Source organism: Serinibacter arcticus (assembly GCF_004786095.1).
Taxonomy (GTDB): Bacteria; Actinomycetota; Actinomycetes; order Actinomycetales; family Beutenbergiaceae; genus Litorihabitans; species Litorihabitans arcticus.
Map to the genome: position 1 here is coordinate 139063 of NZ_RHPJ01000004.1, position 23513 is coordinate 162575.

22 protein-coding genes are annotated in these 23513 nt (G+C 72.4%); 9 read left to right on the plus strand and 13 right to left on the minus strand.

Translation table 11 applies throughout. From position 1 onward, the window contains the following. Nucleotides 1-40 precede the first annotated feature (40 nt). From SERN_RS13545 to SERN_RS13575, 7 genes are all read right to left on the minus strand, one after another. A complete protein-coding gene (locus SERN_RS13545; RefSeq protein ID WP_233251700.1) occupies nucleotides 41-772 on the minus strand; it encodes an ABC transporter ATP-binding protein in 732 nt (243 codons plus the stop codon). A 1-nt stretch (nucleotide 773) separates the two neighbouring features. Then, nucleotides 774-1673, minus strand: a complete 900-nt coding sequence (locus SERN_RS13550) for an ABC transporter permease (RefSeq protein WP_135850693.1) — start codon at nucleotides 1671-1673, stop codon at nucleotides 774-776. Next, a complete protein-coding gene (locus SERN_RS13555; RefSeq protein WP_135850694.1) occupies nucleotides 1666-3696 on the minus strand; it encodes a glycosyltransferase in 2031 nt (676 codons plus the stop codon). Before SERN_RS13555 ends, SERN_RS13550 begins: the two co-directional genes overlap by 8 nt. 1 nt (nucleotide 3697) lies before the next feature. Beyond that, nucleotides 3698-4861 carry a UDP-galactopyranose mutase gene (gene glf / locus SERN_RS13560; protein ID WP_135850695.1) on the minus strand — a complete coding sequence of 388 codons (1164 nt, stop codon included), beginning with the start codon at nucleotides 4859-4861 and terminating at the stop codon, nucleotides 3698-3700. A gap of 117 nt (nucleotides 4862-4978) precedes the next feature. Then, nucleotides 4979-7096, minus strand: a complete 2118-nt coding sequence (locus SERN_RS13565) for an acyltransferase family protein (RefSeq protein ID WP_158292667.1) — start codon at nucleotides 7094-7096, stop codon at nucleotides 4979-4981. Between the two features lie 68 nt (nucleotides 7097-7164). Further along, entirely contained in the window at nucleotides 7165-8013 is an 849-nt protein-coding gene (locus tag SERN_RS13570; protein WP_135850697.1) for a glycosyltransferase, read from the minus strand. Then, nucleotides 8006-8962: a glycosyltransferase gene (locus SERN_RS13575; RefSeq protein ID WP_233251701.1), complete on the minus strand. Its 957-nt coding sequence runs from the start codon at nucleotides 8960-8962 to the stop codon at nucleotides 8006-8008. The genes SERN_RS13570 and SERN_RS13575 overlap by 8 nt, the downstream gene beginning before the upstream one ends. A 120-nt stretch (nucleotides 8963-9082) precedes the next feature. On the opposite strand from SERN_RS13575, the gene SERN_RS13580 reads away from it, so the two are divergent. The 4 genes from SERN_RS13580 (at nucleotide 9083) to SERN_RS13595 (ending at nucleotide 12956) form a co-directional block, all read left to right on the plus strand. Further along, nucleotides 9083-10354, plus strand: coding sequence for an LCP family protein (locus SERN_RS13580; RefSeq protein WP_135850698.1), 1272 nt, complete (start codon nucleotides 9083-9085; stop codon nucleotides 10352-10354). A gap of 127 nt (nucleotides 10355-10481) precedes the next feature. Beyond that, the gene (locus SERN_RS13585) at nucleotides 10482-11912 is read left to right on the plus strand and encodes an LCP family protein (RefSeq protein ID WP_233251702.1); all 1431 of its coding nucleotides are present in this window, start codon (nucleotides 10482-10484) and stop codon (nucleotides 11910-11912) included. 7 nt (nucleotides 11913-11919) lie between these two features. After that, on the plus strand, nucleotides 11920-12381 hold the full coding sequence (locus tag SERN_RS13590) for a CoA-binding protein (protein ID WP_135850699.1): 462 nt from the start codon (nucleotides 11920-11922) through the stop codon (nucleotides 12379-12381). Next, nucleotides 12378-12956, plus strand: coding sequence for a dTDP-4-dehydrorhamnose 3,5-epimerase family protein (locus SERN_RS13595; protein ID WP_135850700.1), 579 nt, complete (start codon nucleotides 12378-12380; stop codon nucleotides 12954-12956). Before SERN_RS13590 ends, SERN_RS13595 begins: the two co-directional genes overlap by 4 nt. 24 nt (nucleotides 12957-12980) lie before the next feature. Here the strand turns inward: SERN_RS13595 and manA are convergent, their stop codons facing one another. Beyond that, nucleotides 12981-14177, minus strand: a complete 1197-nt coding sequence (gene manA / locus SERN_RS13600; RefSeq protein ID WP_135850701.1) for a mannose-6-phosphate isomerase, class I — start codon at nucleotides 14175-14177, stop codon at nucleotides 12981-12983. A gap of 68 nt (nucleotides 14178-14245) precedes the next feature. Between manA and SERN_RS13605 the strand changes: the two genes are divergently transcribed. The 3 genes from SERN_RS13605 to SERN_RS13615 all read left to right on the plus strand — a co-directional run bounded on the left by SERN_RS13605 (nucleotide 14246) and on the right by SERN_RS13615 (nucleotide 16436). Continuing rightward, the gene (locus SERN_RS13605; protein ID WP_135850702.1) at nucleotides 14246-15376 is read left to right on the plus strand and encodes a 5-(carboxyamino)imidazole ribonucleotide synthase; all 1131 of its coding nucleotides are present in this window, start codon (nucleotides 14246-14248) and stop codon (nucleotides 15374-15376) included. Beyond that, a complete protein-coding gene (gene purE, locus SERN_RS13610; RefSeq protein ID WP_135850703.1) occupies nucleotides 15373-15909 on the plus strand; it encodes a 5-(carboxyamino)imidazole ribonucleotide mutase in 537 nt (178 codons plus the stop codon). Before SERN_RS13605 ends, purE begins: the two co-directional genes overlap by 4 nt. Nucleotides 15910-15971: 62 nt before the next feature. Continuing rightward, nucleotides 15972-16436 (plus strand): GtrA family protein, encoded by a 465-nt coding sequence (locus SERN_RS13615; protein WP_135850704.1) that lies wholly within the window; start codon nucleotides 15972-15974, stop codon nucleotides 16434-16436. Here SERN_RS13615 and SERN_RS13620 read toward each other — a convergent pair. From SERN_RS13620 to SERN_RS13640, 5 genes are all read right to left on the minus strand, one after another. Then, complete coding sequence (locus SERN_RS13620; RefSeq protein ID WP_135850705.1) at nucleotides 16414-17265, minus strand: NAD-dependent epimerase/dehydratase family protein; 852 nt, start codon at nucleotides 17263-17265, stop codon at nucleotides 16414-16416. The two genes, SERN_RS13615 and SERN_RS13620, sit on opposite strands and share 23 nt — an antisense overlap. 104 nt (nucleotides 17266-17369) lie before the next feature. Beyond that, nucleotides 17370-18692 carry an ATP-binding protein gene (locus SERN_RS13625; RefSeq protein ID WP_135850706.1) on the minus strand — a complete coding sequence of 441 codons (1323 nt, stop codon included), beginning with the start codon at nucleotides 18690-18692 and terminating at the stop codon, nucleotides 17370-17372. A gap of 56 nt (nucleotides 18693-18748) precedes the next feature. Next, the gene (locus SERN_RS13630; RefSeq protein WP_135850707.1) at nucleotides 18749-19432 is read right to left on the minus strand and encodes a response regulator transcription factor; all 684 of its coding nucleotides are present in this window, start codon (nucleotides 19430-19432) and stop codon (nucleotides 18749-18751) included. Between the two features lie 71 nt (nucleotides 19433-19503). Further along, nucleotides 19504-20544 carry an adenylate/guanylate cyclase domain-containing protein gene (locus SERN_RS13635; protein ID WP_158292668.1) on the minus strand — a complete coding sequence of 347 codons (1041 nt, stop codon included), beginning with the start codon at nucleotides 20542-20544 and terminating at the stop codon, nucleotides 19504-19506. A gap of 76 nt (nucleotides 20545-20620) precedes the next feature. After that, nucleotides 20621-21454, minus strand: a complete 834-nt coding sequence (locus SERN_RS13640) for a biotin--[acetyl-CoA-carboxylase] ligase (RefSeq protein WP_135850709.1) — start codon at nucleotides 21452-21454, stop codon at nucleotides 20621-20623. A 32-nt stretch (nucleotides 21455-21486) separates the two neighbouring features. Here SERN_RS13640 and SERN_RS13645 point away from each other — a divergent pair, with 32 nt between their 5' ends. Both SERN_RS13645 and SERN_RS13650 read left to right on the plus strand, forming a co-directional pair. Then, a complete protein-coding gene (locus SERN_RS13645) occupies nucleotides 21487-23106 on the plus strand; it encodes an acyl-CoA carboxylase subunit beta (protein WP_135850710.1) in 1620 nt (539 codons plus the stop codon). Beyond that, on the plus strand, nucleotides 23103-23513 hold the full coding sequence (locus SERN_RS13650; protein ID WP_135850711.1) for an acyl-CoA carboxylase epsilon subunit: 411 nt from the start codon (nucleotides 23103-23105) through the stop codon (nucleotides 23511-23513). The genes SERN_RS13645 and SERN_RS13650 overlap by 4 nt, the downstream gene beginning before the upstream one ends.

Consider the following 23513-nt stretch of genomic DNA (forward strand, 5'->3'; position numbering starts at 1 on the left):
GTCCGACGTGCCGCGTGACGGGCGGACGACGTCATTCGCCTCATTCCCCCCGCATCTGCCGCACGACGTCCGACGTCGGTCCGTCTGCGACCATGCGCCCGTGCTCGAGGAGCACCGCCCTCCGGCACAGCTTCTCGACCATGTCGAGCTGGTGGCTGACGATGACGAGGGTGCGTCCCTCGTCGCGCAGCTCCTTGATCCGGGTGATGCACTTCTCCTGGAACGGCTCGTCACCGACCGCCAGGATCTCGTCCACCAGGAACACCTCGGGGTCCGTGTGGACGGCGACCGAGAACGCGAGGCGCAGGAACATGCCGGAGGAGTAGAACTTCACCTCCGTGTCGATGAACTTCTCGATCTCGGAGAAGGCGACGATCTCGTCGAAACGCGCCGTGATCTGCTTCTCGGTCATCCCGAGGATCGCGCCGTTGAGGAAGACGTTCTCGCGACCCGTCAGATCGGGGTGGAACCCGGCACCCACCTCGATGAGCCCGGCGAGACGGCCGCGCACGCCGACCGTGCCGCGGTCGGGCGTCAGGACACCCGAGATGCACTTGAGGAGCGTCGACTTTCCGGAGCCGTTGAAGCCGAGCAGGGCGAGGGTCTCCCCCTCCGCCACGCGCAGGTCGATGCTGTCCAGCGCGGTGAACTCGTCGACCTCGGCCTGTCGGCCCCGGACCGCCCGAGACGCCATCTCCTTGAGGGAGTGGACGTGCTTGAGACGGAACGTCTTGGTCAGGTCGTCGACGATGATCGTCGCGGAGTCGGCCACGTCACAGCTCCTGGGCGAAGTTGCGGGACAGCTTGCGGAACACCCGGTCGCCGATCACGAGGAGGACCGCGCACACAGCGAGGGCCACCAGACCGCGGTTCATCACGTGGTCGACGATCGCACCCTCACGGGCCGCCGCATCGGCCGCCGGCCACCAGAAGGCGCGGTGGAAGAGCTCCACCGCGATGGTGAGGGGGTTGTTCTCGTAGATCCGCATGAGCACGCTGTCGGCACCGAACGTGTCGCGCACCGTCGCGATCGGGTAGAGCACGGGCGAGAACCAGATGGCGACCATCAGGATGAGGTCCACGATGTTCTCGATGTCGCGATAGGCCACGTTGATCGCCCCGAAGGCGAGACCGAGACCGAGCGCCAGGCACAGCACGATCATCACCGCCAGCAGCGCTGCCGCGAGCTCGACGGGTCCGGGTCGCCATCCCGCCACCAGCGCTCCGATCAGGAGCACGACCAGCTGCGGGACGAAGTGGACCAGTGCCACGAGGACCGACGAGACCGGGAACATCTGCCGCGGCAGGTAGATCTTGTTGACGAGGGCGCCGTTGGCGACCACCGACCGCGTCGCGTTGCCGAGGATCTCGGAGAAGAGGTTGATGATGACGATGCCGCTGAAGAGGTAGACCGCGAACGGCGGCAGCATGCCGCGCATCCCGAGGAAGTTCCCCATCACGAAGAAGAAGACGACGAACTGCACGCCGGGCTTCACGTAGGACCAGGCGAGTCCGAGGAAGGACGCCTGGTACCGGACGCGCAGCTCCTTGCGCACGATCAGGCGCAGGAGGTACCGCTGCCCGAAGACGTCGACGAGCCCACGGCTGCGACCGGGCCGCTCGAAGCCGGGCGGGAGGGGTGCTGCGGAAGGCGTCGCGACGCGATCAGTCACGGGGCTGGGCGGGGTTGTCCGCGAAGGTCTTCTCCCACGCCTCGAACGACGTCACGTCGGTCAGGGCGTCCTTGTACTCGGCGCTGAGGGACGACCAGCGTCGCTGCAGCTCGAGGTGGAGCGACGCGACCTCGGCGAGCTGCGACCGCAACCGGGCCGGGTTCCGGCGGTACCACGCCACGCCCGTGCCTTCGGCGTTGGTCACCAGGGCGCTGTCGTACTGCGCGAGGCGCCACCAGCGGGCGTCCTGGAACGCGATCTCGTCCTGGGGCGCGGAGCGGGCCCGGTCGGTGATCGGCTCCGCCAACTGGCGCAGCGTGGTCCGAGCGGTGAACGGGATCAACGAGCGGATCGACGGCGGCCGCAGGCCACGCCCGCGGTTCTTCGGCTTGCCGCGATCGACGGCGGGGAAGTCGTCGGCGTCCTGCTTGTAGACGGCGTCGTCGAACTCCTTCGCCATCGCACGGATCTCGGGGAGGACCGTGCCGATCTGGCCGTGGAGGGCGCGCGGGCCCTTGAGGAGGTCCCGCATGCCTCGGATGCGGCCGGCCTGCGTGTAGTACTGCATCGAGAGCAGGTGCTTGACGTCGTTCATGGCCGCCTCCTTGAAGGCGCCGCCCCCCTTGGCGTACTGCGAGTAGAGGAGCGCCACGATCAGACGGTTCTTCGTGTGGAAGTAGGCCTGCCAGCCGACCAGGTCGTCCTTGTCGATCCACGACATGTGCCAGACGGCGGCACCGGGGAGCGAGACCGTCGGATACCCGGCAGCCTTGGCACGGAGGCCGTACTCGGAGTCGTCCCACTTGATGAAGATCGGGAGCGACAGTCCCAGCTCGCGCACGACCTCGACGGGGATGAGGGTGCTCCACCAGCCGTTGTAGTCGACGTCGGCGCGTCGGTGGAGCCACGGCGTGGAGCGCAGGCCCGAGGCTGCGAAGTCGTGGCCGTTGGTCAGATCACCGTGCGCCACGACCGGCTGCACCCGCCACGGGTCCACGCGCTCCCCGAACGTGTGCAGGACCGAACGGTTGTTCAGGTCGAACATGTGCGCGCCCACCAGGGTGGGCTTCTTGGCGAAGTCGGCGAACGTGACGAGGCGGACGAGCGTCTCAGGCTCGACGTCGATGTCGTCGTCCATCAGGACGACGTAGTCCGAGCGTCCCCGGGTGGCCACCTCGTACATGCCGCGGGAGAAGCCTCCGGAGCCACCGATGTTGCCCTGCTCGACGATGCGCAGCTGGTCGCCCATCGCTGCCGCCAGGTCGTCGAAGCCCTCGGCGTCGGCCACGCGCGAGGAGCCCTGGTCGACGATGATCATCTCGTCGAGCACGCCTCGGACCGACTCGTCGCGCGAGATGGTGGCGATGTTGCACAGCACGTCGGTGTTCTTGTTGAGCGTGGTCATGGCGAGGGAGATGCGCCCCTCCCGCCGAGCGAGCGACCCGGGGGCGGTCCACACGGCCGAGTGGATCTGTGCGGCCTTGCCGAGACCCTCGACGTCGAACCAGTACCAACCGCCGTCGCCGAACTGCTTCAGGGGCAGGTCGAACTCGACGACGCTGCGGCCCGTGACCGCACGAGTGGCGACGCGCTGCTGAGCGCCACGGGCGTTCGAGCGGTACACGATGACGTTGGCGGGGCCGGCGATGTCGACGGCAAGGCGAACGGCCTCGAGGGTCGTCCACTTCTTCCAGTAGGACGCCGGGAACGCGTTGAAGTAGGTCCCGAACGACGTCCGGTGCCCCGTCCGCACCCGGATGGACGTGCGGCTCTGCACGTCCGTGGTCGAGGCTCGGTCGCCGCTGCCGCTGGCATCCGCGTGGTGCTCGTCGGCTCGACCGGAGCGCGCGTCCGTCGACTGTGACACCACGCGGGTGCCCTCCTCGACGTAGAGCACGAGCGAGTCGGACTCGGCGTCGGGAGGGAGGATGACCCGCTGGACGACCCGGTGGCCCTCAGGGACCAGGACTGCAGCGGGCTCCGCCGTCGGTGCGTCCTGCGCGTGCGAGGTGTCGGTGGTCATGTCAGACGTCCTTCGTGCCGCTGAACAGCGGGCTGAGCTTGTTGTCGACCAGGCTGAGGGCCGCCCCGATCGCCATGTGCATGTCGAGGTACTGGTAGGTGCCGAGTCGACCCCCGAAGAACACGTTCGGCTCGCCCTCGGTCAGGCCGCGGTAGGTGAGCAGGCGCTCACGGTCGGCGGCGGTGTTCACCGGGTAGTACGGCTCGTCGCTGCGCTCGGCGAAGCGCGAGAACTCGCGCATGATGACGGTCTTGTCCGTCGGGTACTCCCGCTCGGGGTGGAAGTGGCGGAACTCGTGGATCCGCGTGTACGGGATGTCGGCGTCCGGGTAGTTCATCACCGGGGTGCCCTGGAAGTCGCCGACCTGGAGCACCTCCTGCTCGAAGTCGAGGGTGCGCCAGGAGAGCTCGCCCTCCGCGTAGTCGAAGTAGCGGTCGACCGCACCGGTGTAGAGCACCGGAACCTGCCCGACGACGGCCGCCTTGTTGATCGGCTGCGACGTGTCGAAGAAGTCCGTGTCCAGCTGGACGGTGATGTTGGGGTGGTCGGCCATCCGCTCGAGCCACGCGGTGTAGCCGTCGACCGGCAGGCCCTCGTGGGTGTCGTTGAAGTAGCGGTTGTCGTACGTGTAGCGCACCGGCAGGCGGGAGATGATCGACGCCGGGAGCTCGCGCGGATCGGTCTGCCACTGCTTGGCCGTGTACTCACGGATGAAGGCTTCGTAGAGGGGACGACCGATGAGGTTGACGCCCTGCTCGTCGAGGTTCTCGGGCGTCTTCCCGCCGAGCTCGGCGGCCTGCTCCTTGATGAGCGCACGCGCCGCGTCGGGCCCGTGGGCGCTGCGGAAGAACTGGTTGATCGTCCCGAGGTTGATCGGCATCGGGTACACCTCGCCTTTGTGGGAGGTGTACACGCGGTGCACGTACGAGGTGAACGCCGTGAAGCGGTTGACGTACTCCCAGACGCGCTCGTTGGAGGTGTGGAAGAGGTGGGCGCCGTACTGGTGCACCTCGATCCCGGTCTCGGGCTCGTTCGCGCTGTAGGCGTTGCCACCGATGTGGGAACGCCGGTCGATGATGAGGACCTTCAGCCCCCGCTCCGTCGCGAGACGCTCGGCCACCGTCAGCCCGTAGAACCCGGAACCCACCACAACAAGATCGGTCATCCACCCACTCCTAGCGGTCTACTACCCGGAAATGACAGATTCCGGGCGGCCACCACACTAGCCGCCCGTGCTCCAAGCGCCGCACCGCTACACCGGTCGCGCACGGTATCCACTCAATCACGGCCACCACGAGACCTCGGCGAGCTCCCGAGCCAGGGCCGGGGCCAGGGTCCGCGCGAAGGTCGCCGTCAGGTGGTTGTCGTCGATGTAGGCGAGGACGTTCCCGACGACCGGGCGGCACACCTCCTCCTCGCACAGCACGTCGCTCAGGTCGATGGCCGCGAACCCCTCACCGGCGAGGGCCGCAGCGAGCGGGTTCTCTCCCAACGCTGCGCGTCGTTCGACGGCACAGTCGTCGCTGGTCGGTCCCTCGCGGTCGACGCACGGCAGCGGATCGCTCGGGAACCAGGGGTTGTCCCGGATCGCCGCGACACCGATGCCCCGGTCCCCCAGCCACACCCAGGCGTCCGCGTACGGACCGGGGAGGTAGTCGCCGTCGTCCCAGTCCTCCAGCTCGAAGCCCGATCGCGTTCCCGTCGTGATCACCCCGGCCACGCCCAGGTCGGCGACGTGCTGGAGCACCGACTCGTTCCAGTCGGCGCACGTCTGGGTCTGCTCGTCGAACGGGCCATCGCCCCAGCGCGCCAACGGGCACCCCTGCTTGAAGTAGCCCTCGATGCGGACCCCGTTCTCCAGCGCCACGGCGTCGAGCGGTTCGGCGAACGTGACGGCGTGCGACCCGCCGACCAGAGCGACGGTGATGGCTCCGGCCGGGTCGCCGAGGACACAGAGGCGGACGTCGGTCTCCAGCACCCCGGTCGTGTCGCACTCCTCGCGTCCCACCAGCGGCCAGTCCGACTTGGCGTCGGCGAGGTCGGGAACGTAGGGCTGACCCGAGGCGTCCGGCCAGCGGTCGGGATCCATGAGACTGAGGGCGCCGGGATGGCTCGAGGCGTCGAGGTCCCCTCCCCCGGTCCACGGGCTCGCCGCCCGGTAGGAGAGCCAGCCGGAAGGAACGGCGAGGACGACCGCGAGACAGGCCACCAGGACGAACCGACGGGCACCGCCCCCTCGCACGGCCTGACTGGAGCGTCCCGCGACCGCGGCGTCCGTCACCCGCCGCGCCAGCCACGCCGCGCCACCGGACACGACCAGCACGACGCTGCCCGCCAGCCACCCGAACGTCTCCCGCCCGGTCGCGGCGAGCGCGAGCACCAGCACGACCCAGTGCCACAGGTAGAACTCGTAGGCGTACCCGCCCGCCACCGCCAGCGGCCGCCAGCCCAGCACCCTGCCCACCCCGTGATCCCGAGGAGCGGCCGCTCCGAGCCCGGCGACGATGACGAGCACAGCACCCCCGATCGGCAGCAGCGCTGCGGGACCGGGGAACGTGGCGCGGGCGTCGACCGCGAGACCGGTGGCGAGGATCATCGCCAGGCCGACCCACCCGAGCGCGACGGCGGCGACCCGCGGGAGGCGGACGGACGAGGCGGCCGCGGCCACCAGCGTCCCGGCCAGGTACTCCCACGCGCGGGCCCCGGTGTCGAAGTAGGCCACGTTCTGGTTGACCTGGACGCCGATGATCGCCCAGACGAAGGACGCGACGGCCAGCACGGCGACGGCAGCGATCAGACCCCGGCGAGCGGCCTCGGCAGCCAGCCCCGCCCGACGCAGCACGAACCGGATCGCCAGCAGCAGCAGCGGAAGCGCGACGAAGAGCTGACCCTGCACCGAAAGTGACCAGATGTGCTGGACCGGGGAGGACATCGGGTCGGCGGCGGCATAGGCCTGGCCGGCGAGCGCCATCCGCCAGTTCTCGACGTAGGTCGCCGAGGCGAGCACGCCACCCGACACGTCGGACCACTCCGACCGCGGGAGCCAGAGCCAGGTCCCGACCACGACGGCCGCGAGCGCCAGCAGCAGCGGCGGGACGAGGCGGCGGCCGAGCTTGGCGACGTAGGCGCCGAACGCGAACGGCTGGCCACCGCCGACGCGCCGCAGCAGTCCGCCACCCACGAAGAATCCGGAGATGAGGAGGAAGACGTCGACGCCGCCCGAGACCCGTCCGTCACCCCACACGTGGAAGCCGGCGACGAGCAGGATGGCGACGGCGCGCAGCCCCTCGACGTCGTACCGGTGACCGGGGCGCGGAGCCGCAGGACCTCCCGGGCGCGGGGCGGCCGACGCCGCGGCGGCCGGATCACCGGGGGTCGACCGGACCTGCCCGGGGGGCATCCGGTGACGCATGCAGCGGTCTCCTGATCGTGGGGGAACGGTCCAGGGGTGAACAGCAGTGGCCGATCCTACCGGCGGGCACCCCGCCCGCCCCGCGCGATGAGGATGCGATAGGCCACCCTGCGCACCCCCTCGGGCACGAAGCGGTAGGTGCCGCGCACCACGATGTTGCGCACGTACTGCCCGCGCGAGGTGAACCCGATGCGCAGCATGGCTCTCTGCAGCGCGACCTCCGTGCGCCACTGCTCACGCCCGCCGCGCCGGGCGTAGGCCCCCTCCCCCACGCGGTAGCGCACGAGCGGTTCGACGACGTTGTCGACCCGCGCCCCGGCCTCGAGCATCCGCACGAACAGCCAGTAGTCCTCCATGCGCCCGAGCGGTTCGTACCCGCCCGCGGCCTCGACGGCGCTGCGCCGGTAGACCACCGTGGGGTGGGAGAACGGGTCGTGGAAGCGCGCGTAGGCCTCGATCGCCGCCTGGCCCGTCCTCGGGACGCGGGTGCCGACGGCGACGTCCTCGTCGTCCTCGAACTCCACCATTCCGGATCCCACCAGGTCGAGGCCGCCGGCGACGAGCGGGACCTGCGTCGCGAAGCGGTGCGGCAGGGAGACGTCGTCGGCGTCGATCCGCCCGACGATCTCGTGGCTGCAGCGCGCGAGGCCGAGCGTCAGGGCCTGCGCGAGCCCGACGTTGGTCGGGCTGGTGACCCGGACGACCGGGACCGGACTGCCGTCGGCGAGCAGCTCGAGGGTCGCGGCGAGCGCCTCGCCCACGGGGCCGTCCTGCACCAGGACCACCTCGGCGGGCGGCAGCGTCTGCTCCTGGACCGAGGAGGTGAAGGCCCGCACGACGTGCGCGGGGTCGTCCGCACGGTAGACGGGGATCAGGAGCGAGAACGCCGTCGTCGGCTCAGCCACGCGCGGCCTCCGCACGCTCGACGGCCGTCGTCGTGGCACCGAGACCGGCGAGGGAGCGCACGTTGGCGCGCGGCGCCGTCGTGACGCCGTCGCGCAGGCCCCGCAGCAGGCAGCGCAGCAGAAGTGCGCGGTCGTTCGACCGCGCCACCGTGCGCACCCAGCGGCGCAGCGTGGAGCCGCCGTAGACGATCTTCTCGCGCGGGGTCAGCGATCGCGACCGCGCGAAGAGCCACACCTTGTTGCGCACCTCGTGGAAGAACCGCTCCCCCGGGTCGACGTCCGTCGAGGCGGGCGCCTTCGTCTTGTGCACGACGACGCTGGACGGCACGTGGATGCCGCGCGCACCCCGGATGAGGCGCGTGGAGTACTCGAAGTCGTCGTTCCAGATGAAGTAGTCGGCGACGGGAAGACCGCGACGTCGGACGGCGGCGGTTCGCGCCAGCATCGAGACGAACGACGTGCTGCGGACGTCGAGGCCCCCGGCGACGCGCGCCGCCTCGCGCTGCGGCGACGGCGCGAACGGGTTCTCGCGCGGCGTGTTCATCGGGTGCTCGGAGCCGTCGGTCCACACCACGCGCGATCCGGCGACGACGGCGTGCGCCTGCGTGGCCACCCGCACGAGCTCGGCCAGCGCCGCCGGCTCGGGCACGGTGTCGTCGTCCATCAACCAGACCCACGTGGGGTCCTGCTCGAGCGCGTGCGCCAGGCCGGCCGCGAACCCGCCTGCGCCCCCCGTGTTCCGGGTCAGGCGGACGACGTCGACCTCGGGGTGGGAGGCCGCCACGTCGGCCGAGTCGTCGTCGGAGTCGTTGTCGACGACGACGACACGCGCCGGCCGGAGGGTCTGCGTCCGCAGGGCCGCGAGCACCTCCGCGAGGAGGTCGCGACGGTTGTAGGCGACGACGACGGCGCACACGTTCGGCACGGCCTCGGGGTCCTGGTCGGTCACCGCCTCACCGTACCGGCCGCGCCACGGGTGTCCGCGGCCGACCCGCGTGCACGAACCCTTCACAGGAACCCCGCCCAGCGCCCCGGGGAGGGCGGCCCCCACGCCCTACGATCAGTGGCGATGCCATCGACACGCCCGCCCGCCGCCAGGGTCCCGCGCCACTCCCGCCGCACACGCCGACACGGCGTGCTGCGGCTCGTGGCGACCGTCCTGGTCGGCGCGCTGACCTTCGTGGGCGGCGGTGCCTTCGCGGTCTACAGCAACTTCGCCTCGAACGTCGGCGGTGGGCTGGACATCGACGCGCTGCGCTCCGAGGCCCCGCAGGACCCCGAGCAGACGGCCGAGCCGCAGCAGGAGCAGGCGGCCGACCCGCGCGCCGGTCAGGCCCTGAACATCCTGCTCGTCGGCTCCGACTCGCGCGGCGGCGACGAGAACCAGGCCATCGGCGGCGGCGACGTCGGCGGCGCCCGGTCCGACACCACGCTCCTCATGCACATCCCCGCCGACCGCAGCCGCGTCGAGGCCGTGTCGATCCCGCGCGACCTCCTCACCGACATCCCGGCCTGCCCCCGCACCGCGGACGACCTGACGGACACGTACGCGAGCGAACGCTCCCAGATGTTCAACAAGGCGTTCTTCAACGGCTCCGGCCAGGGCGACGTTCACATGGGCGCGTACTGCACGCTGCTGACCGTGGAGAGCCTCACCGGGCTCACGGTCGACGAGTACGCGGTCGTCGACTTCGCCGGGTTCCAGCGCATGGTGGACTCGATCGGCGGGGTCCCGATGTGCATCCCCGAGCCGATCGTCGACCCGCGCTCGGACCTCGACCTGGCCGCCGGGCAGCAGACCCTGAACGGGCAGCAGGCCCTCGGACTCGCTCGCGCCCGCAAGATCGCCGGCAGCGACGGCAGCGACATCCAGCGCATCGACCGGCAGCAGGAGCTGCTCGCCGCAGTGGCCCGCCAGGTGCTCTCGAAGAACCTGGTCACGGACCTCCCCGCGCTGCTGTCGTTCTTCGACGCCGTCACCGACTCGCTGTCGGTCAGCACGGGTCTCGCGAGCCCCATGAACCTCGCGGGGATTGCGACGTCGCTCGGCTCCGTCGGGGCCTCCGGCATCACGTTCGTCACGATGCCGTTCGACTACTCCGGGGCACGGGTGGTGGAGAACGACCTCAGCGAGCAGCTGTGGGACCGGCTGCGCACCGACGAGCCGATCGTGACGCCCGAGCCCCCGATCGTCGCCGACCCCGCCACCGAGGCCCCGCCGGCGGGCGAGGAGACCACGGACCCCGCGGTCGAGACCCCCGCGCCGGAGGAGACCCCCGTCGAGACGCCGGCCCCCGACCCGTGGACCGTCGTGACGGGAACCGATCAGGCCGTCTGCTGATCGCCACCCTGTCCGACCCGGTGGTCACCGGGCGCGCCCCGAGCACGACGGTGCCGGTGCGTCCTACCCTGACCTCAGCCAGCACCTCGCCGGACCGATCGTCCGCGCGACACCGACAGGAGAGCCGATGACCGACGACGCGCCTCCCCCGTCGTTCGAACCCGGCACCGGCCGGCCGATCCAGCGGCGGCCCGCCGCACCGCCGAGCGCGCCGCCCGCGAACGCGCCTGCACCGGGCAGCCCGCAGCGCCGTCCGATCCCCCGCACCACGGCCACGCCCCCCGGGCGGGCCGCGTCGCCCGGTCGCTCCGCGCCGCCGCGACCCGGTTCGCGGCCGCCCGCGCCGCGCACGGCCGCTGCTCCCCCCGCTGCCGCGCCGTCGTCGGCCGCTCCCCGAGCGATCCCGGTCCGCGAGTCCTCGCGCACCTCCGGTGAGGTCGGCGCGACCCGGGCGATGCCGCTGTCCGCGGCGCCCGGAGCGCTCGGACCCGGCCGTAACGCCGCCCCGCAGCGCGGCGCGTCCGGTCCGCAGGGTCCTCGGGGTCCGCAGACGCCGTCCGGCCCCGCCTCGCTGCCCCCGGGCGGCCCCCGACGACCGTCGCGCTCGACCTTCCGCCGTCGCCGGCTCCTGCTGATCGCCTCCGTGCTCGTGCTGCTCCTGGTCTGGCCCATCGGCCTGGTCGTGTGGGCGGACGGCCGGGTGCAGCACACCGACGCGCTGTCGGAGGCACCGAACACCCCCGGCACGACCTATCTCCTGGCCGGATCGGACTCGCGTGCCGACGGCACGCTCGTCGGCGACCCCACCCAGGGCGCCCGGACCGACACGATCATGCTGCTGACGGCGCCGGGGGACGGCACGTCCTCGCTCGTCTCGCTGCCTCGCGACACCCTCGTGGAGATCCCGGGGTACGGGCAGAACAAGCTCAACGCCGCGTACTCCTTCGGCGGCGCGCCCCTCCTGGTGCAGACCGTCGAGGGTCTGACCGGCGTGACCGTCGACCACTACGTCGAGATCGGCATGGGCGGCGTGGCGTCGATCGTCGACGCGGTGGGCGGGGTCAACCTGTGCTGGGACTCCGACGTCGACGACCCCGAGTCGGGGATGGTGTGGGCCGCCGGCTGCCACGACACCGACGGCGCCGGTGCCCTCGCGTTCGCGCGCATGCGCAAGTCCGACCCCACCGGCGACATCGGCCGTGGCCTGCGCCAGCAGCAGGTCATCCAGGGCGTCACGACCCAGCTCCGGGGCCCGCAGCTCCTGCTGCCGTGGGAGCAGGTCCCGCTGATTACCGCCGGCACCGACGCCCTCGTGACCGACCCGGGCACCGGCGTCGTCCCGCTCGGCCGGATGGCGCTCGCCTTCCGCGGCGCCACCGGCCCCGACGGGTTCCGCGGCACCCCGCCGATCGCCGACCCCGACTACCGTCCGGGGAACCTCGGTTCGACCGTGCTGCTCGACGAGGCCGCCGGAGCCCTCTTCTGGCAGCAGGTGCTCGACGGCACGCTGGCCACCCAGGCCGAGCAGGACGCCGCAGCGGGCGGAGCCGAGGGGTGACGGACGTATGACCGAGCACGAGGACGTCGCACCGACGACGGGCACCCTGAACGACGACGCCGTGATCCGGCACCTGCTGACCACCCCCGCGCGCTGGGCGGTCGTCGGTCTCTCGACGAACACGGCTCGCGCGGCCTACGGCGTCGCCGCGCTCCTGCAGCGCCTGGGGATGGAGATCGTCCCGGTGCACCCGAGCGCACCCACGGTGCACGGCGCCGCCGGCGTCGTCGACCTGCACGAGGCCGCCGCCGACCGGAGCGGTGGGATCGACGTCGTGGACGTGTTCGTCAACAGCGCGCTGGCAGGTGCCGTGGTCGACGACGCGATCACCGTCGGCGCCTCGGCCGTGTGGCTGCAGCTCGGTGTCATCGACGACGCCGCCGCGGACCGTGCGCGCGCCGCGGGTGTGAACGTCGTGATGGACCGCTGCCCGGCGATCGAGGCCGGACGCCTAGGGTTGCGGGCATGAGCGTACGCATCGACGACTTCCGTACCGAGACCACCGCGATCGACGGGCTCGTGGTCATCCGGGTCAAGCAGATCCACGACGAGCGCGGCACGATCCGCGAGTTCTTCCGGGCCTCCGCCATGGCCGAGGCCGGGCTCCACGCCGGACCGTGGCAGCAGCTCAACCTGACCGAGACCTCGCACGGCGCAGTCCGCGGTCTGCACGGCGAGGCCATGACCAAGCTCGTCTCGGTCGTCCGAGGCACGGTGTTCGGCGCCTACGTCGACGCGCGTCCGGAGTCCCCCACGGTCGGAGCGGTCGTCACCGTGCCGATCGAGCTCGGCGTCCAGGTCCTCGTTCCCCGGGGTGTGCTGAACGGGTTCCAGTCGACCAGCGCCGAGCCGTCGCAGTACCTGTACTGCTTCGACCAGGAGTGGCGGCCCGGGATGGCCGGCGTGGGTGTGACCCCGGTCGACCCGTCGCTCGGCATCACGTGGCCGGTGCCGATCGATCTCGGTGACCGCGCCCAGCTGTCGGCCAAGGACCACGATGCTCCGACGCTCGAGCAGGTCCTCGAGCAGCTGCGCCAGAGCTGATCCCCGGGGCGTCCCGGTCGGTGCTCACGGCACGCCGGCGCGCACCAGCCGTCCGTGACCGCGCACGACCGGGTCCTCACCGTCGGCCAGGAACATCGCCGACCCGCGGCTCAGCGTCTCGACGCGGTCGCCCAGGCAGATCTCCAGCTCGCCCTCGATCGCGAGGACGATGCGCGGACCACCGCCGTCGATCGCGACCGGGACGTCAGGTCCCGTCACCGTGATCACGGCCAGCTCGAAGTCCTCGACCGGGGCGTAGAAGACCTCGACCCCGGTGCGGGCGTGCTCCGGGGCGAGCCGGATCGGCGGCGCGGGTCGGACGTCGACGATGTCCAGCAGCGCCCGGGCGTCCACGTGCTTGCGGGTCATCGCGGCGCGCACGACGTTGTCCGAGCTCGCCATCACCTCCACGCCGACCCCCGAGACGTAGGCGTGCACGGCGCCCGCCGGCACGAACATCGCCTCACCCGGCCGCAGCGTGACGGGGTTGAGGAGGAGCGAGGCCAGCACCCCGCGGTCTCCCGGGTGCTCCCGGGCGATCTCGAGCGCGATCTCGTCCGCGTGCAGCGACGGGCTGCTGCCCTCCTGGAGCCGACGTGCGATCTGCTCCACGACGTCGTCCACGTCCGCGTCCCGGTCCCGCGCCCCCAGGAGCACGTACTCGAACGCCGAGCGCACGCCCTGCGCGGAGTGTCCGTAGCGCAGCCGCTCGATCGTGTTCGCGATCAGCGGTGCCTCGAGGCCCGCGAAGATCTCGATCGCGCGGCGCGGGGTCCGGAAGCCGCTCAGCGCCTCGAACGTCGTCAGGGCGTAGAGCATCTCGGGCTTGTGGTTCGTGTCGCGGTACGTGCGGCCCGGGTCGTGCGCCGAGACGCCGGAGCGCTCCTCGCGCACCCAGCCCACCGCGGCCTGCTCGAGCGAGGGGTGCACCTGCAGCGACAGCGGCGCCACGGGGGCGATCAGCTTCAGCAGGAACGGGAGCTCGGCCCCGAACCGCTCCACGACGTCGTCGCCCAGGAGACCGCGCGGATCGGTGGCCACGACCTGCGACAGCGTCAGCGTCGGGAAGTCGCGGTGCTCCACGAGGCTGGAGCCCTGGGCGTGGGCCCCGAACCAGGCCTCGGCGACGGCTCGACCGTCGGCTGCGCGGCCGAGGATCTCGGGGATCGCTGTCGTGGAGCCCCAGTCGTAGTGACGGAGCGCGGGCGTGAGTCGGTACACGGGCTCTCCCCAGGTCAGGACCGGACACCGAGAGCCTACGGGTCCGTCGCTCGGTAGGCTGAACCACCATGACCTCCCCCCGCGTCGCCGTCGTCGGTGGCGGCCAGCTCGCCCGCATGATGGCCCAGGCCGCCGTCGGTCTCCAGGTGCACGTCACCGCCCTCGTGGAGTCCGCCACGTCCTCGACGGCACAGGTCGTCCCCGACTCCGTCGTGGGGGTCGCGAGCGACGCCGACGCGCTGCGAGGGCTCGCCGAGAACGCCGACGTCCTGACCTTCGAGCACGAGCACGTGTCGAACGAGGTGCTGCGCGACCTGCGGGCCGCCGGCCACGCCGTCGAGCCGGGTCCCGACGCCCTGATCGCGGCGCAGGACAAGATCGTCATGCGACGTCGGCTCGGCGAGCTGGGCGTGCCGTGCCCGCGCTGGCGCGAGGCGGCGGAGGTCGCGGACGTCCTGGCGTTCGGCGACGAGACCGGCTGGCCGATCATCGCCAAGACGCCGCGCGGCGGCTACGACGGCAAGGGCGTCCGCGTCCTGTCCCGCGAGGACGCGGAGCGCTGGGACCTCGACTGGTCCTGGCCCGTGCTGCTGGAGGAGAAGGTGCCCTTCACGCGCGAGCTCGCCGTGCTGGTCGCGCGCCGCCCGAGCGGCGAGATCCGCTCGTGGCCGGTGCTGCAGACGATCCAGCGCGACGGGGTCTGTGCCGAGGTCCTCTCCCCCGCGCCCGGTCTGAGCCCGACGGCGGCACGTCAGGCCGAGGGCGTGGGCCGCCTCGTCGCCGAGGGCCTCGGCGTCACGGGCGTGCTGGCGGTGGAGATGTTCGAGGTCGACGGCGATCTCGTGGTCAACGAGCTGGCGATGCGCCCGCACAACTCCGGCCACGTCACGATCGACGGGCACACGACGTCGCAGTTCGAGCAGCACCTGCGCGCGGTCCTCGACCTGCCGCTGGGCGCCACCGACCAGCGCGAGCCGTTCGCCGTCATGGCCAACCTGCTCGGCAGCGGTCTGGCGGACCCCACGAGCGCCTACCCGCGGCTGCTCGCCGAGCTGCCGCACGTCAAGGTCCACCTGTACGGCAAGGAGGTGCGGCCGGGGCGCAAGCTCGGCCACGTCACCGTCGTCGGGACCGACCTCGACGCGCTGCGCCGCGACGCCGCCCGGGCGATCGCGATCCTGGACGGAGACCCCCGATGACCGCAAGCACGACCGCCGCGACCGTCGCCGACCCCGTCGTCGGCATCGTCATGGGTTCCGACTCCGACTGGCCCACGATGGAGGCTGCCGCACTGGCGCTGACGGAGTTCGGCGTCGCGGTCGAGGTCGACGTCGTCTCCGCGCACCGCATGCCGACCGAGATGATCGAGTACGGCCGGACCGCGGCCGACCGCGGCCTGCGCGTGATCGTGGCGGGAGCCGGCGGCGCCGCGCACCTCCCCGGGATGCTCGCGGCCGTCACCCCGCTGCCCGTGATCGGCGTCCCGGTGCCGCTGAAGCACCTGGACGGCATGGACTCGCTGCTCTCGATCGTGCAGATGCCCGCCGGGGTGCCCGTCGCGACGGTCTCGATCGGGGGTGCCCGCAACGCCGGCCTGCTGGCGGCGCGCATTCTCGCGGCCGGGACCGACGACGAGGCCACGCGGCTGCGCGCGGCGATGGTCGCCTACCAGGCGGAGCTGGGCGACATCGCGCGCGCCAAGGGCGAGCGGCTGCGCCGCTCCCGCGCGTGAGCCGGGGGGAGGCGACTCCTCCGCCCCGGACGGCGCCCCAGGACGTCGGCGCGCCTCGCCGGGTGTGGCGTGCCCTCGTCGCCGAGCTGGCGAAGTTCGGGGTGGTCGGCGCCGTCGCCTACGTCGTCGACGTCGGGCTCTTCAACCTGCTCAGGTACGGCCCGGGTGAGGTCCTCGGTGAGAAGCCGCTGACGGCGAAGATCATCGCCGCGGTGGTCGCCACCGTCGTGGCGTGGGTCGGGAACCGCCAGTGGACGTTCGCCGACCGGCGGATGACGTCCAAGACGCGCGAGTTCATCGCCTACGCGATCGTCAACGTCGCCGGGATGGGTGTGGCCGTCGCGAGCCTGTGGGTCTCGCACTACGTTCTGGGCTTCACCAGCCCGTTCGCCGACAACCTCTCGGCGAACGTGATCGGCGTCGGCCTCGGGACGATCGTGCGCTACCTCGGGTACAGGCTGCTCGTGTTCCGCGGAGAGCCCGTGCCCGCCGGGAAGGCCGGGGTCAGCTCCGCTCCGCGGCCATGATCTGACGGATCCGGGTCGCATCGCCCCACACGCCCGGTGAGTCGTACGGGCGATCGGGGAAGGCTCCGTACTCCAGGGCGATACTGAAACCCCGCTCGGCGATGAAGGACTCGACCTGGTCCGCGAGCGACACGGGCGTTCCGGAGCAGCAGTTGATCACCCCGGTGACGGTGGTCTGCACCACGACGGCGGCGATCTGGTCGCCGAGCTCGTCGACCTCGAGGAAGTCGTACCGGTTCGCGCCGGTCGTGAACGGGAACGTCGTCGCACCCTCGCGAGCCGCCCGGGCGATCTTCGCGAAGATCGACTGGCCGCGCTCGTCGTCGCCGTAGACGTAGAAGCAGCGGAGCCACTGGAAAACTGTCGGAGACGCGTCGAACCGCAGCTCCAGCGCCTGACGCAGGGCGTTCTTGGCCACCCCGTAGAGGGAGCTCGGCCGGGCAGCGGTCGTCTCGTCGATCGGCCCTTCGTGGTACCCGATCTCGTGCATCGAACCGAGGACCGCGATCTGACCGACACCCGCCGCAGCGAGCTCGTCGAGAAAACGAAAGTGGTCGGAGAGGTTGAGGACGTGAACCGGGTCGTTGTGGACGAAACCGGCACGCCACGCGAGGTGGACGCACGCGTCCACGTCGGACACCTGGGCCGCGGCTCCCGGGGCGAAGATGTCGATCTCGAGCCACGTGACGCCCGCTGCTGGCTCGGGCAGCGCCTGTCCGGGGAGGTGCGTGGCCAGGACGTCGGCGCCGCGGGCGAGGAGGGCCCGCACCACGTGGACACCGATGTACCCCGCCGCACCCGTCACCAGGATGCGCTTACGTGTCGTCACTGATCGTTCTCCCTCTCGCTACGTGCGCGTGCCGAGCGCCCGCTTCCGCGCAGCGGAGCAGGTCGACGTCGTTCGCTGTGCCCCTCAGGGTACCGGCGAGCCGGTCACGGCCGGCGCCGACGGCGGCCCACGGCCACCAGCGACCCCGGCGGCAGCACGCGGTCGGGGTCGAGCTGCGTCGGCACGGCGCTGAGGAAGATCTGGAACGTGGCGGGCACGGCCCTGGCAAGCTCGAGCTTGCCGCCGTCGGCCGCGACGAGGTCGCGCGCCAGCGCCAGCCCCAGACCCGTGCTCGAGCCGCCGGAGACCGAACGCTCGAAGATGCGCGGCGCGAGGTCGGCCGGCACGCCCTCACCCTCGTCGCTGACCTCGATGACCACGGACTGCCGCGTGGAGGCGGGGCGGCACACCACCCGGGTCGTGCCGTCGCCGTACTTCAGCGAGTTCTCCAGGAGCGTGGCCAGCACCTGCGCGAGCGCGCCGGGGCTGGCGAGCACCGACGTCGACCCTGCCGCCTCGAACACCAGCGCACGGCCGGCCTTGGCGTAGGTCGGGCGCCACTCCTTCTCCTGCTGGCTGAAGGTGTCGCGCAGGTGCACCACCTCGGTCGTGCCACCGGCGCCCTTGCGCGAGGTCTTGAGGAGGTCGTCCACGACGCCGACGAGGCGCTCGACCTGCTCGAGGGCGACCTTCGCCTCGGTGCGCACCTCCTCGTCGGCCGACATCAGCTCGATCTCCTCGAGCCGCATCGACAGCGCCGTCAGCGGCGTGCGGAGCTGGTGGGAGGCGTCGGCGCTGAACTGCCGCTCGGCGGCGAGCCGCGCCGCGAGCCGGTCGGAGGTCCGGCCGAGCTCGGCCGCCACGAGGTCGATCTCCTCGATGCCGGACTCCTCGGTGCGGGGCCGGACCTGGCCGGAGCCCAGCTGCTCGGCGCTGGCCGCGAGGTAGATGAGCGGGGCGGCCAGACGTCTGGCCTGGAAGCGGGCGACGGCGACCGCCGCCGCCGTCGCGACGATCGCCGCCAGCGCCACGAAGATGACCACCTGGGCCATCCGGAACGCCATCGCGTCACCCGAGATCGCGACCCGGACCTCCGCGCCCGATGCCGTCGGGACGATGTTGACCACGGCGCGGTCGGGCGTCGGCGCCCCGACCTCGACGACTGACCCGCGCGCGGGTGTCACCGTGATGCTGAGCGGGAGCTGGCTGTCCTCCGCGATCCACGGTTCGAGCAGGTCCTCCGTGATCGGCTCGTTGATCGCGGCGCGACGCTCGACGGCGCGTGCGATCGCCTCGGTGCGCACCCGCAGGTTCTCCTCGATGGAGTTGCGCACCGTGACGGCGCTCAGGATCGCGACCGGCGTGCCGATGAGGACGACGGCGACCAGCACCGCCGCGATCGTCGCCTGCAGGAGTCGACGCTGCACGTCTCAGCCCTCGCTGCGCGGGTGGCGCGACGTGCGCGACGAGAGCACGGACACGGCTACGCCGTCGTCGCCTCGAACCGGAAGCCCATGCCGCGCACGGTGGCGATGTAGCGGGGCGATCCGGCGTCGTCCCCCAGCTTGCGACGCAGCCAGGAGACGTGCATGTCGAGGGTCTTGGTGGAGCCGGACGGGTCTGAGGCCCAGACCTCGCGCATCAGCGACTCGCGCGAGACGACCGTGCCGGACTCGCGCACGAGCACGCGCAGCAGGTCGAACTCCTTGGCGGTGAGCTGGAGCTCGCGGTCGCCCTGGAACGCACGGTGGGCCGAGACGTCCACGCGGACGTTCTGCGCGACGAGCTCGTCGCTCTCCTCGCCCTCGACGCCGGCGCGGCGCAGCAGCGCCCGGACCCGCGCGAGGAGCTCGGCCAGCCGGAACGGCTTGGTGACGTAGTCGTCGGCGCCGGCGTCGAGGCCGACGACGAGGTCGACCTCGTCGGCGCGAGCGGTGAGCACGAGGATCGGCGTCGTCATGCCCTGGCTCCGGATCCAGCGGGCGACGTCGAGGCCGTCCATGTCCGGGAGCCCGAGGTCGAGCACGAACAGATCGGCCGTGGGCGCGCCGTCGATGGCGCCCCGACCGGTGCCGTGCACGGAGACCTCGTAGCCCTCGCGCGTCAGGGCGCGGGCCAGGGGCTCGGCGATGGCCGGGTCGTCTTCAGCAAGCAGAACCTTGGTCACCCGTGCATGCTAACGCCATCGGCTCGTCAAGACCGCATATCCCCCCGGCTAACAGCGGCCCCTCGCCCCGATCAGGAGTCGGGACGGCCCAGGAGCACCGGCTCGACCGGTCCGATGCCCGGGACCTGCGCCGTCGGGAGCGACGTCGCCACGACGGTCGAGCGCACGCCGGCGTCAGCCTCGGCCAGCGCCCAGGTGATCTCGTCGGTCAGGATCTGGCCGGCGCTGGCGATGTCGGCCAGCCGCGCGGCGAGGTTGACGGTGGGTCCGAAGACGTCCCCCGAGCGCGACAGCACGCGCCCCCAGGTCACCGCGCCGTGCACCTCGAGCGGCACGGGGGCCCGCGCGTAGGAGTCCACGAGCTCGAGCGCGACCTCCAGGCCGGTCGGCAGGTCGTCCGCGACGAAGAGGACGCCGTCGCCCATCGTCTTCACGACGCGCGCGCCCGCCTCCGTGACGACGTCGCGTGCGCGCTCCTCGAAGGTCGCGACGAGCTCGCCGAGACCGGCGGCGCCGAGCCGGGCCGAGCGCTGCGTGTAGGAGACCACGTCGACGAACCCGGTCGCGCGCTCGAGCGGCAGCTCGTCGCGCGCCTCGGCGGTGCCCGCCTGCCCGACCGACTGCTCGGTCCGGGTGAGCAGCGCGAGCAGATGGCGGCGCCACGCGTGCGCACTGAGCGCCTCGAGCGCCGGGACCGCCTCCCCCACCGTGTCGAGCACGACCAGGCGCGCCGAGATGTCGTCGAGCACCCACCGGCGCTCGGCGTCCTCCACGAGCGTCTCGAGCTGCCACACCGCGAGGCGGTCGGCCGAGTGTGCGGCGGCGCGCACGACGGCGCGCCACGCCGTCTCCGTCAGCCCCGTGTCCTCCACCAGGCTGAGTGCGGCGCGCAGGGCGTCGGCGTCGGCGGGCGTGAACGCCTTCTCGGAGGCGGCGATGCCGGCGAAGCCGAGTGCGCGCCAGAACTGCAGGACCCGCGCGGCACTGGTGCCAGCGAGGCGGGCGACCTCGTACGCGTCCAGGCTCGGGAGCGCCCCGAGCAGGAGGCGCGTCTGGCGCTCGAGCGTCTGGGAGTCCGTCCGCCTCGACGTCGCGCTGCCGGTGTGGTCCACGTCACGCCATGTTACGCGCCGGAGCGGGCCACCGCCCGGTCCGGCCGCTCGCGGCTCGTGCGGCGGGCGCGGCGCCTCAGGCACGTCGCGCGTGCACGACGTCGCCCGCGGCCACCGGGTGCGCCGCGCCGTCGGGCGTCACGACGACGAGCCGACCGTCCGGCTCGATCCCGCTCGCCCGGCCCGCCAGGACGACGCCGTCGCCCAGGTCGACCGCGACGTCGCGGCCGATCGTGTCGGTGGCGGCCGCGACGACGTCGTGCAGCGCGGCCAGACCTCCGGCCTCCCAGGTCGCCGTGAGGGTGGCCAGCTCGCGGCCGACGGCGAACGCGACCTCGCGGGGCGTGCACGCCACGCCCGCGAGCGCCAGCGACGTCGCCCACGGCACCGGCAGGTCGGCGACCTCGCGCTGGGCGACGTTGATGCCGATGCCGACCACGACGGCGTCGCGGCCCGGGACCGTCTCGGCCAGGACCCCGGCGATCTTGCGGGTGGTGCCCCAGCCGGGGACGTCGGCCGCGTCGGCGTCGGCGTCGGCTCTCACGGTCCGCAGCACGACGTCGTTGGGCCACTTCAGTGCGGCGTCCAGCACCGCGCCGCGCACGGGGCCCAGATCCCGCAGCGCCCGGACGACGGCCAGACCGGCGACCAGGGACAGCGTCGCCCACTCCGCGCGCGGCCGGCCCGGACGCAGCACGACGGAGAACGTCGCCGACGTGCCGGGCGGGGTCGTCCAGGTGCGTCCGGCGCGCCCGCGTCCCGCCACCTGGTGCTCGGTCCGCAGCGCGGCCAGGTGGGGCCAGGCGCCGTCGTCGGCCAGGATCGCGGCGACGAGGTCGGAGCTGGTCGACCCCGTCTCGGCGACCTCGACGAGGGTGGTGAAGGGGCTGGCGGCAGGCTCTCGACTCACGCCGCCAGCCTGCCACCGGTAGCCTCGCCTGCGTGAGTGACACCAGTGCGAACCCGACCGGCCCGGCCGACCAGATCGACCTGACCACGACGGCGGGGAAGCTCGCCGACCTGCACGCCCGCGTGGCCGAGGGCATCGACGCCCCGGCCGAGGCGGCCGTCGCCAAGCAGGGCGCGCGGGGCAAGGGCTCAGCTCGCTCCCGCATCGACGCGCTGCTGGACGAGGGCTCCTTCACCGAGATCGACGCGTTCACGCGCCACCGCGCGACCGCGTTCGGGCTGGCCGCGCGCCGACCCTACGGCGACGGCGTCGTGATCGGCCACGGCACGATCGACGGCCGGCGCGTCTGCGTCTACAGCCAGGACTTCTCGGTGTTCGGCGGCTCCCTCGGCGAGGTGCACGGCGCCAAGATCGCCAAGATCCAGGACTTCGCCCTCCGCACCGGCGTCCCCCTCGTGGGGATCAGCGACGGCGGCGGCGCGCGCATCCAGGAGGGGGTCGCGGCGCTGACGCAGTTCGCCGAGATCTTCCGCCGCAACGTCGCGGCCTCCGGCGTGATCCCCCAGATCTCGCTGATCCTCGGCCCGTCCGCGGGCGGGGCCGTCTACTCCCCCGCGCTGACCGACTTCATCGTGATGGCCGACAAGACGTCGAACATGTTCATCACCGGCCCCGACGTCATCCGCGCCGTCACGGGCGAGGACGTCGGCTTCGAGGAGCTCGGCGGCGGACTCACGCACAACGAGCGCTCCGGCGTCGCGCACTACCTGGCGGCCGACGAGGAGGAGGCGTTCGACTACGTCCGCGCCCTGCTGACCTACCTGCCCTCGAACAACCTGGCCGACCCGCCGACGTACGAGGAGGAGGCCTCGCTCGAGACGACCGAGACCGACGTCGCCCTCGACACCCTCGTGCCGGACTCGGACAACCAGCCGTACGACATGCGTGCCGTCGTGGAGGCCGTGCTGGACGAGGGCGTGCTGCTGGAGGTCCAGCCGCTGTTCGCCAAGAACGTGCTGATCGGGTTCGGGCACGTCGAGGGCAACGCGGTCGGGATCGTGGCGAACCAACCGCAGGTGATGGCGGGCACGCTCGACATCAACGCGGCCGAGAAGGCGGCGCGGTTCGTGCGCACGTGCGACGCGTTCAACATCCCCGTGCTCACGTTCGTGGACGTGCCCGGCTTCCTGCCGGGCACCGACCAGGAGTGGAACGGCATCATCCGGCGCGGGGCGAAGCTCATCTACGCCTACGCCGAGGCGACCGTCCCGCTGGTCACGGTCATCACGCGCAAGGCGTACGGCGGCGCGTACATCGTCATGGGCTCCAAGCAGCTCGGCGCCGACGTCAACCTCGCGTGGCCGACGGCGCAGATCGCCGTCATGGGCGCGTCCGGGGCGGTCAACATCCTGCAGCGCGGCGCGCTGAAGAAGGTCGCCGACGCCGGCGGCGACGTCGAGGCGGAGCGCACGCGGCTCGTGGACGAGTACAACGACGCGATCGTCAACCCGTGGGAGGCCGCCGACCGCGGCTACGTGGACGCGGTCATCGCCCCGTCCCAGACCCGCGTCCAGGTGACGCAGGCGCTGCGCGCGCTGCGCACCAAGCGCGCGTCCCTGCCCGCGAAGAAGCACGGGAACATCCCGCTGTGAGCGACGACGGCGGGGCGGGGCTCGGGGGCTCGGGGCTGGGTGGTTCTGGGCTCGGAGGCGCCGCGGGTGCCGACGCTCCGGGGGCGACCGAGCGCACGCGGCTGGGCGAGCTGTACGGCGAGGTGCCGGAGGCGGCGACCCACGCCGTCGGCACGCCCCCGGTCACCGTGACGCAGCCGACGACGTCGGCCCAACCGCTCGTCCGCGTGGTCAGGGGCGAACCGGACGCGATCGAGCTGGCGGCGCTGATCGCCGGACTCAGCGCGGCGGCCGCGGCCTCCGGCGGGGAGGAGAGCCCCGAGGTGGTGCGTCACCGCTGGCAGGACCGCTCGCACGCCCTGCGCGGCGGCGCCCGCGGCCTCCCGGCCCGCGGCGACAACGCCTGGCGCTGGTCGCTGCACCCGTAG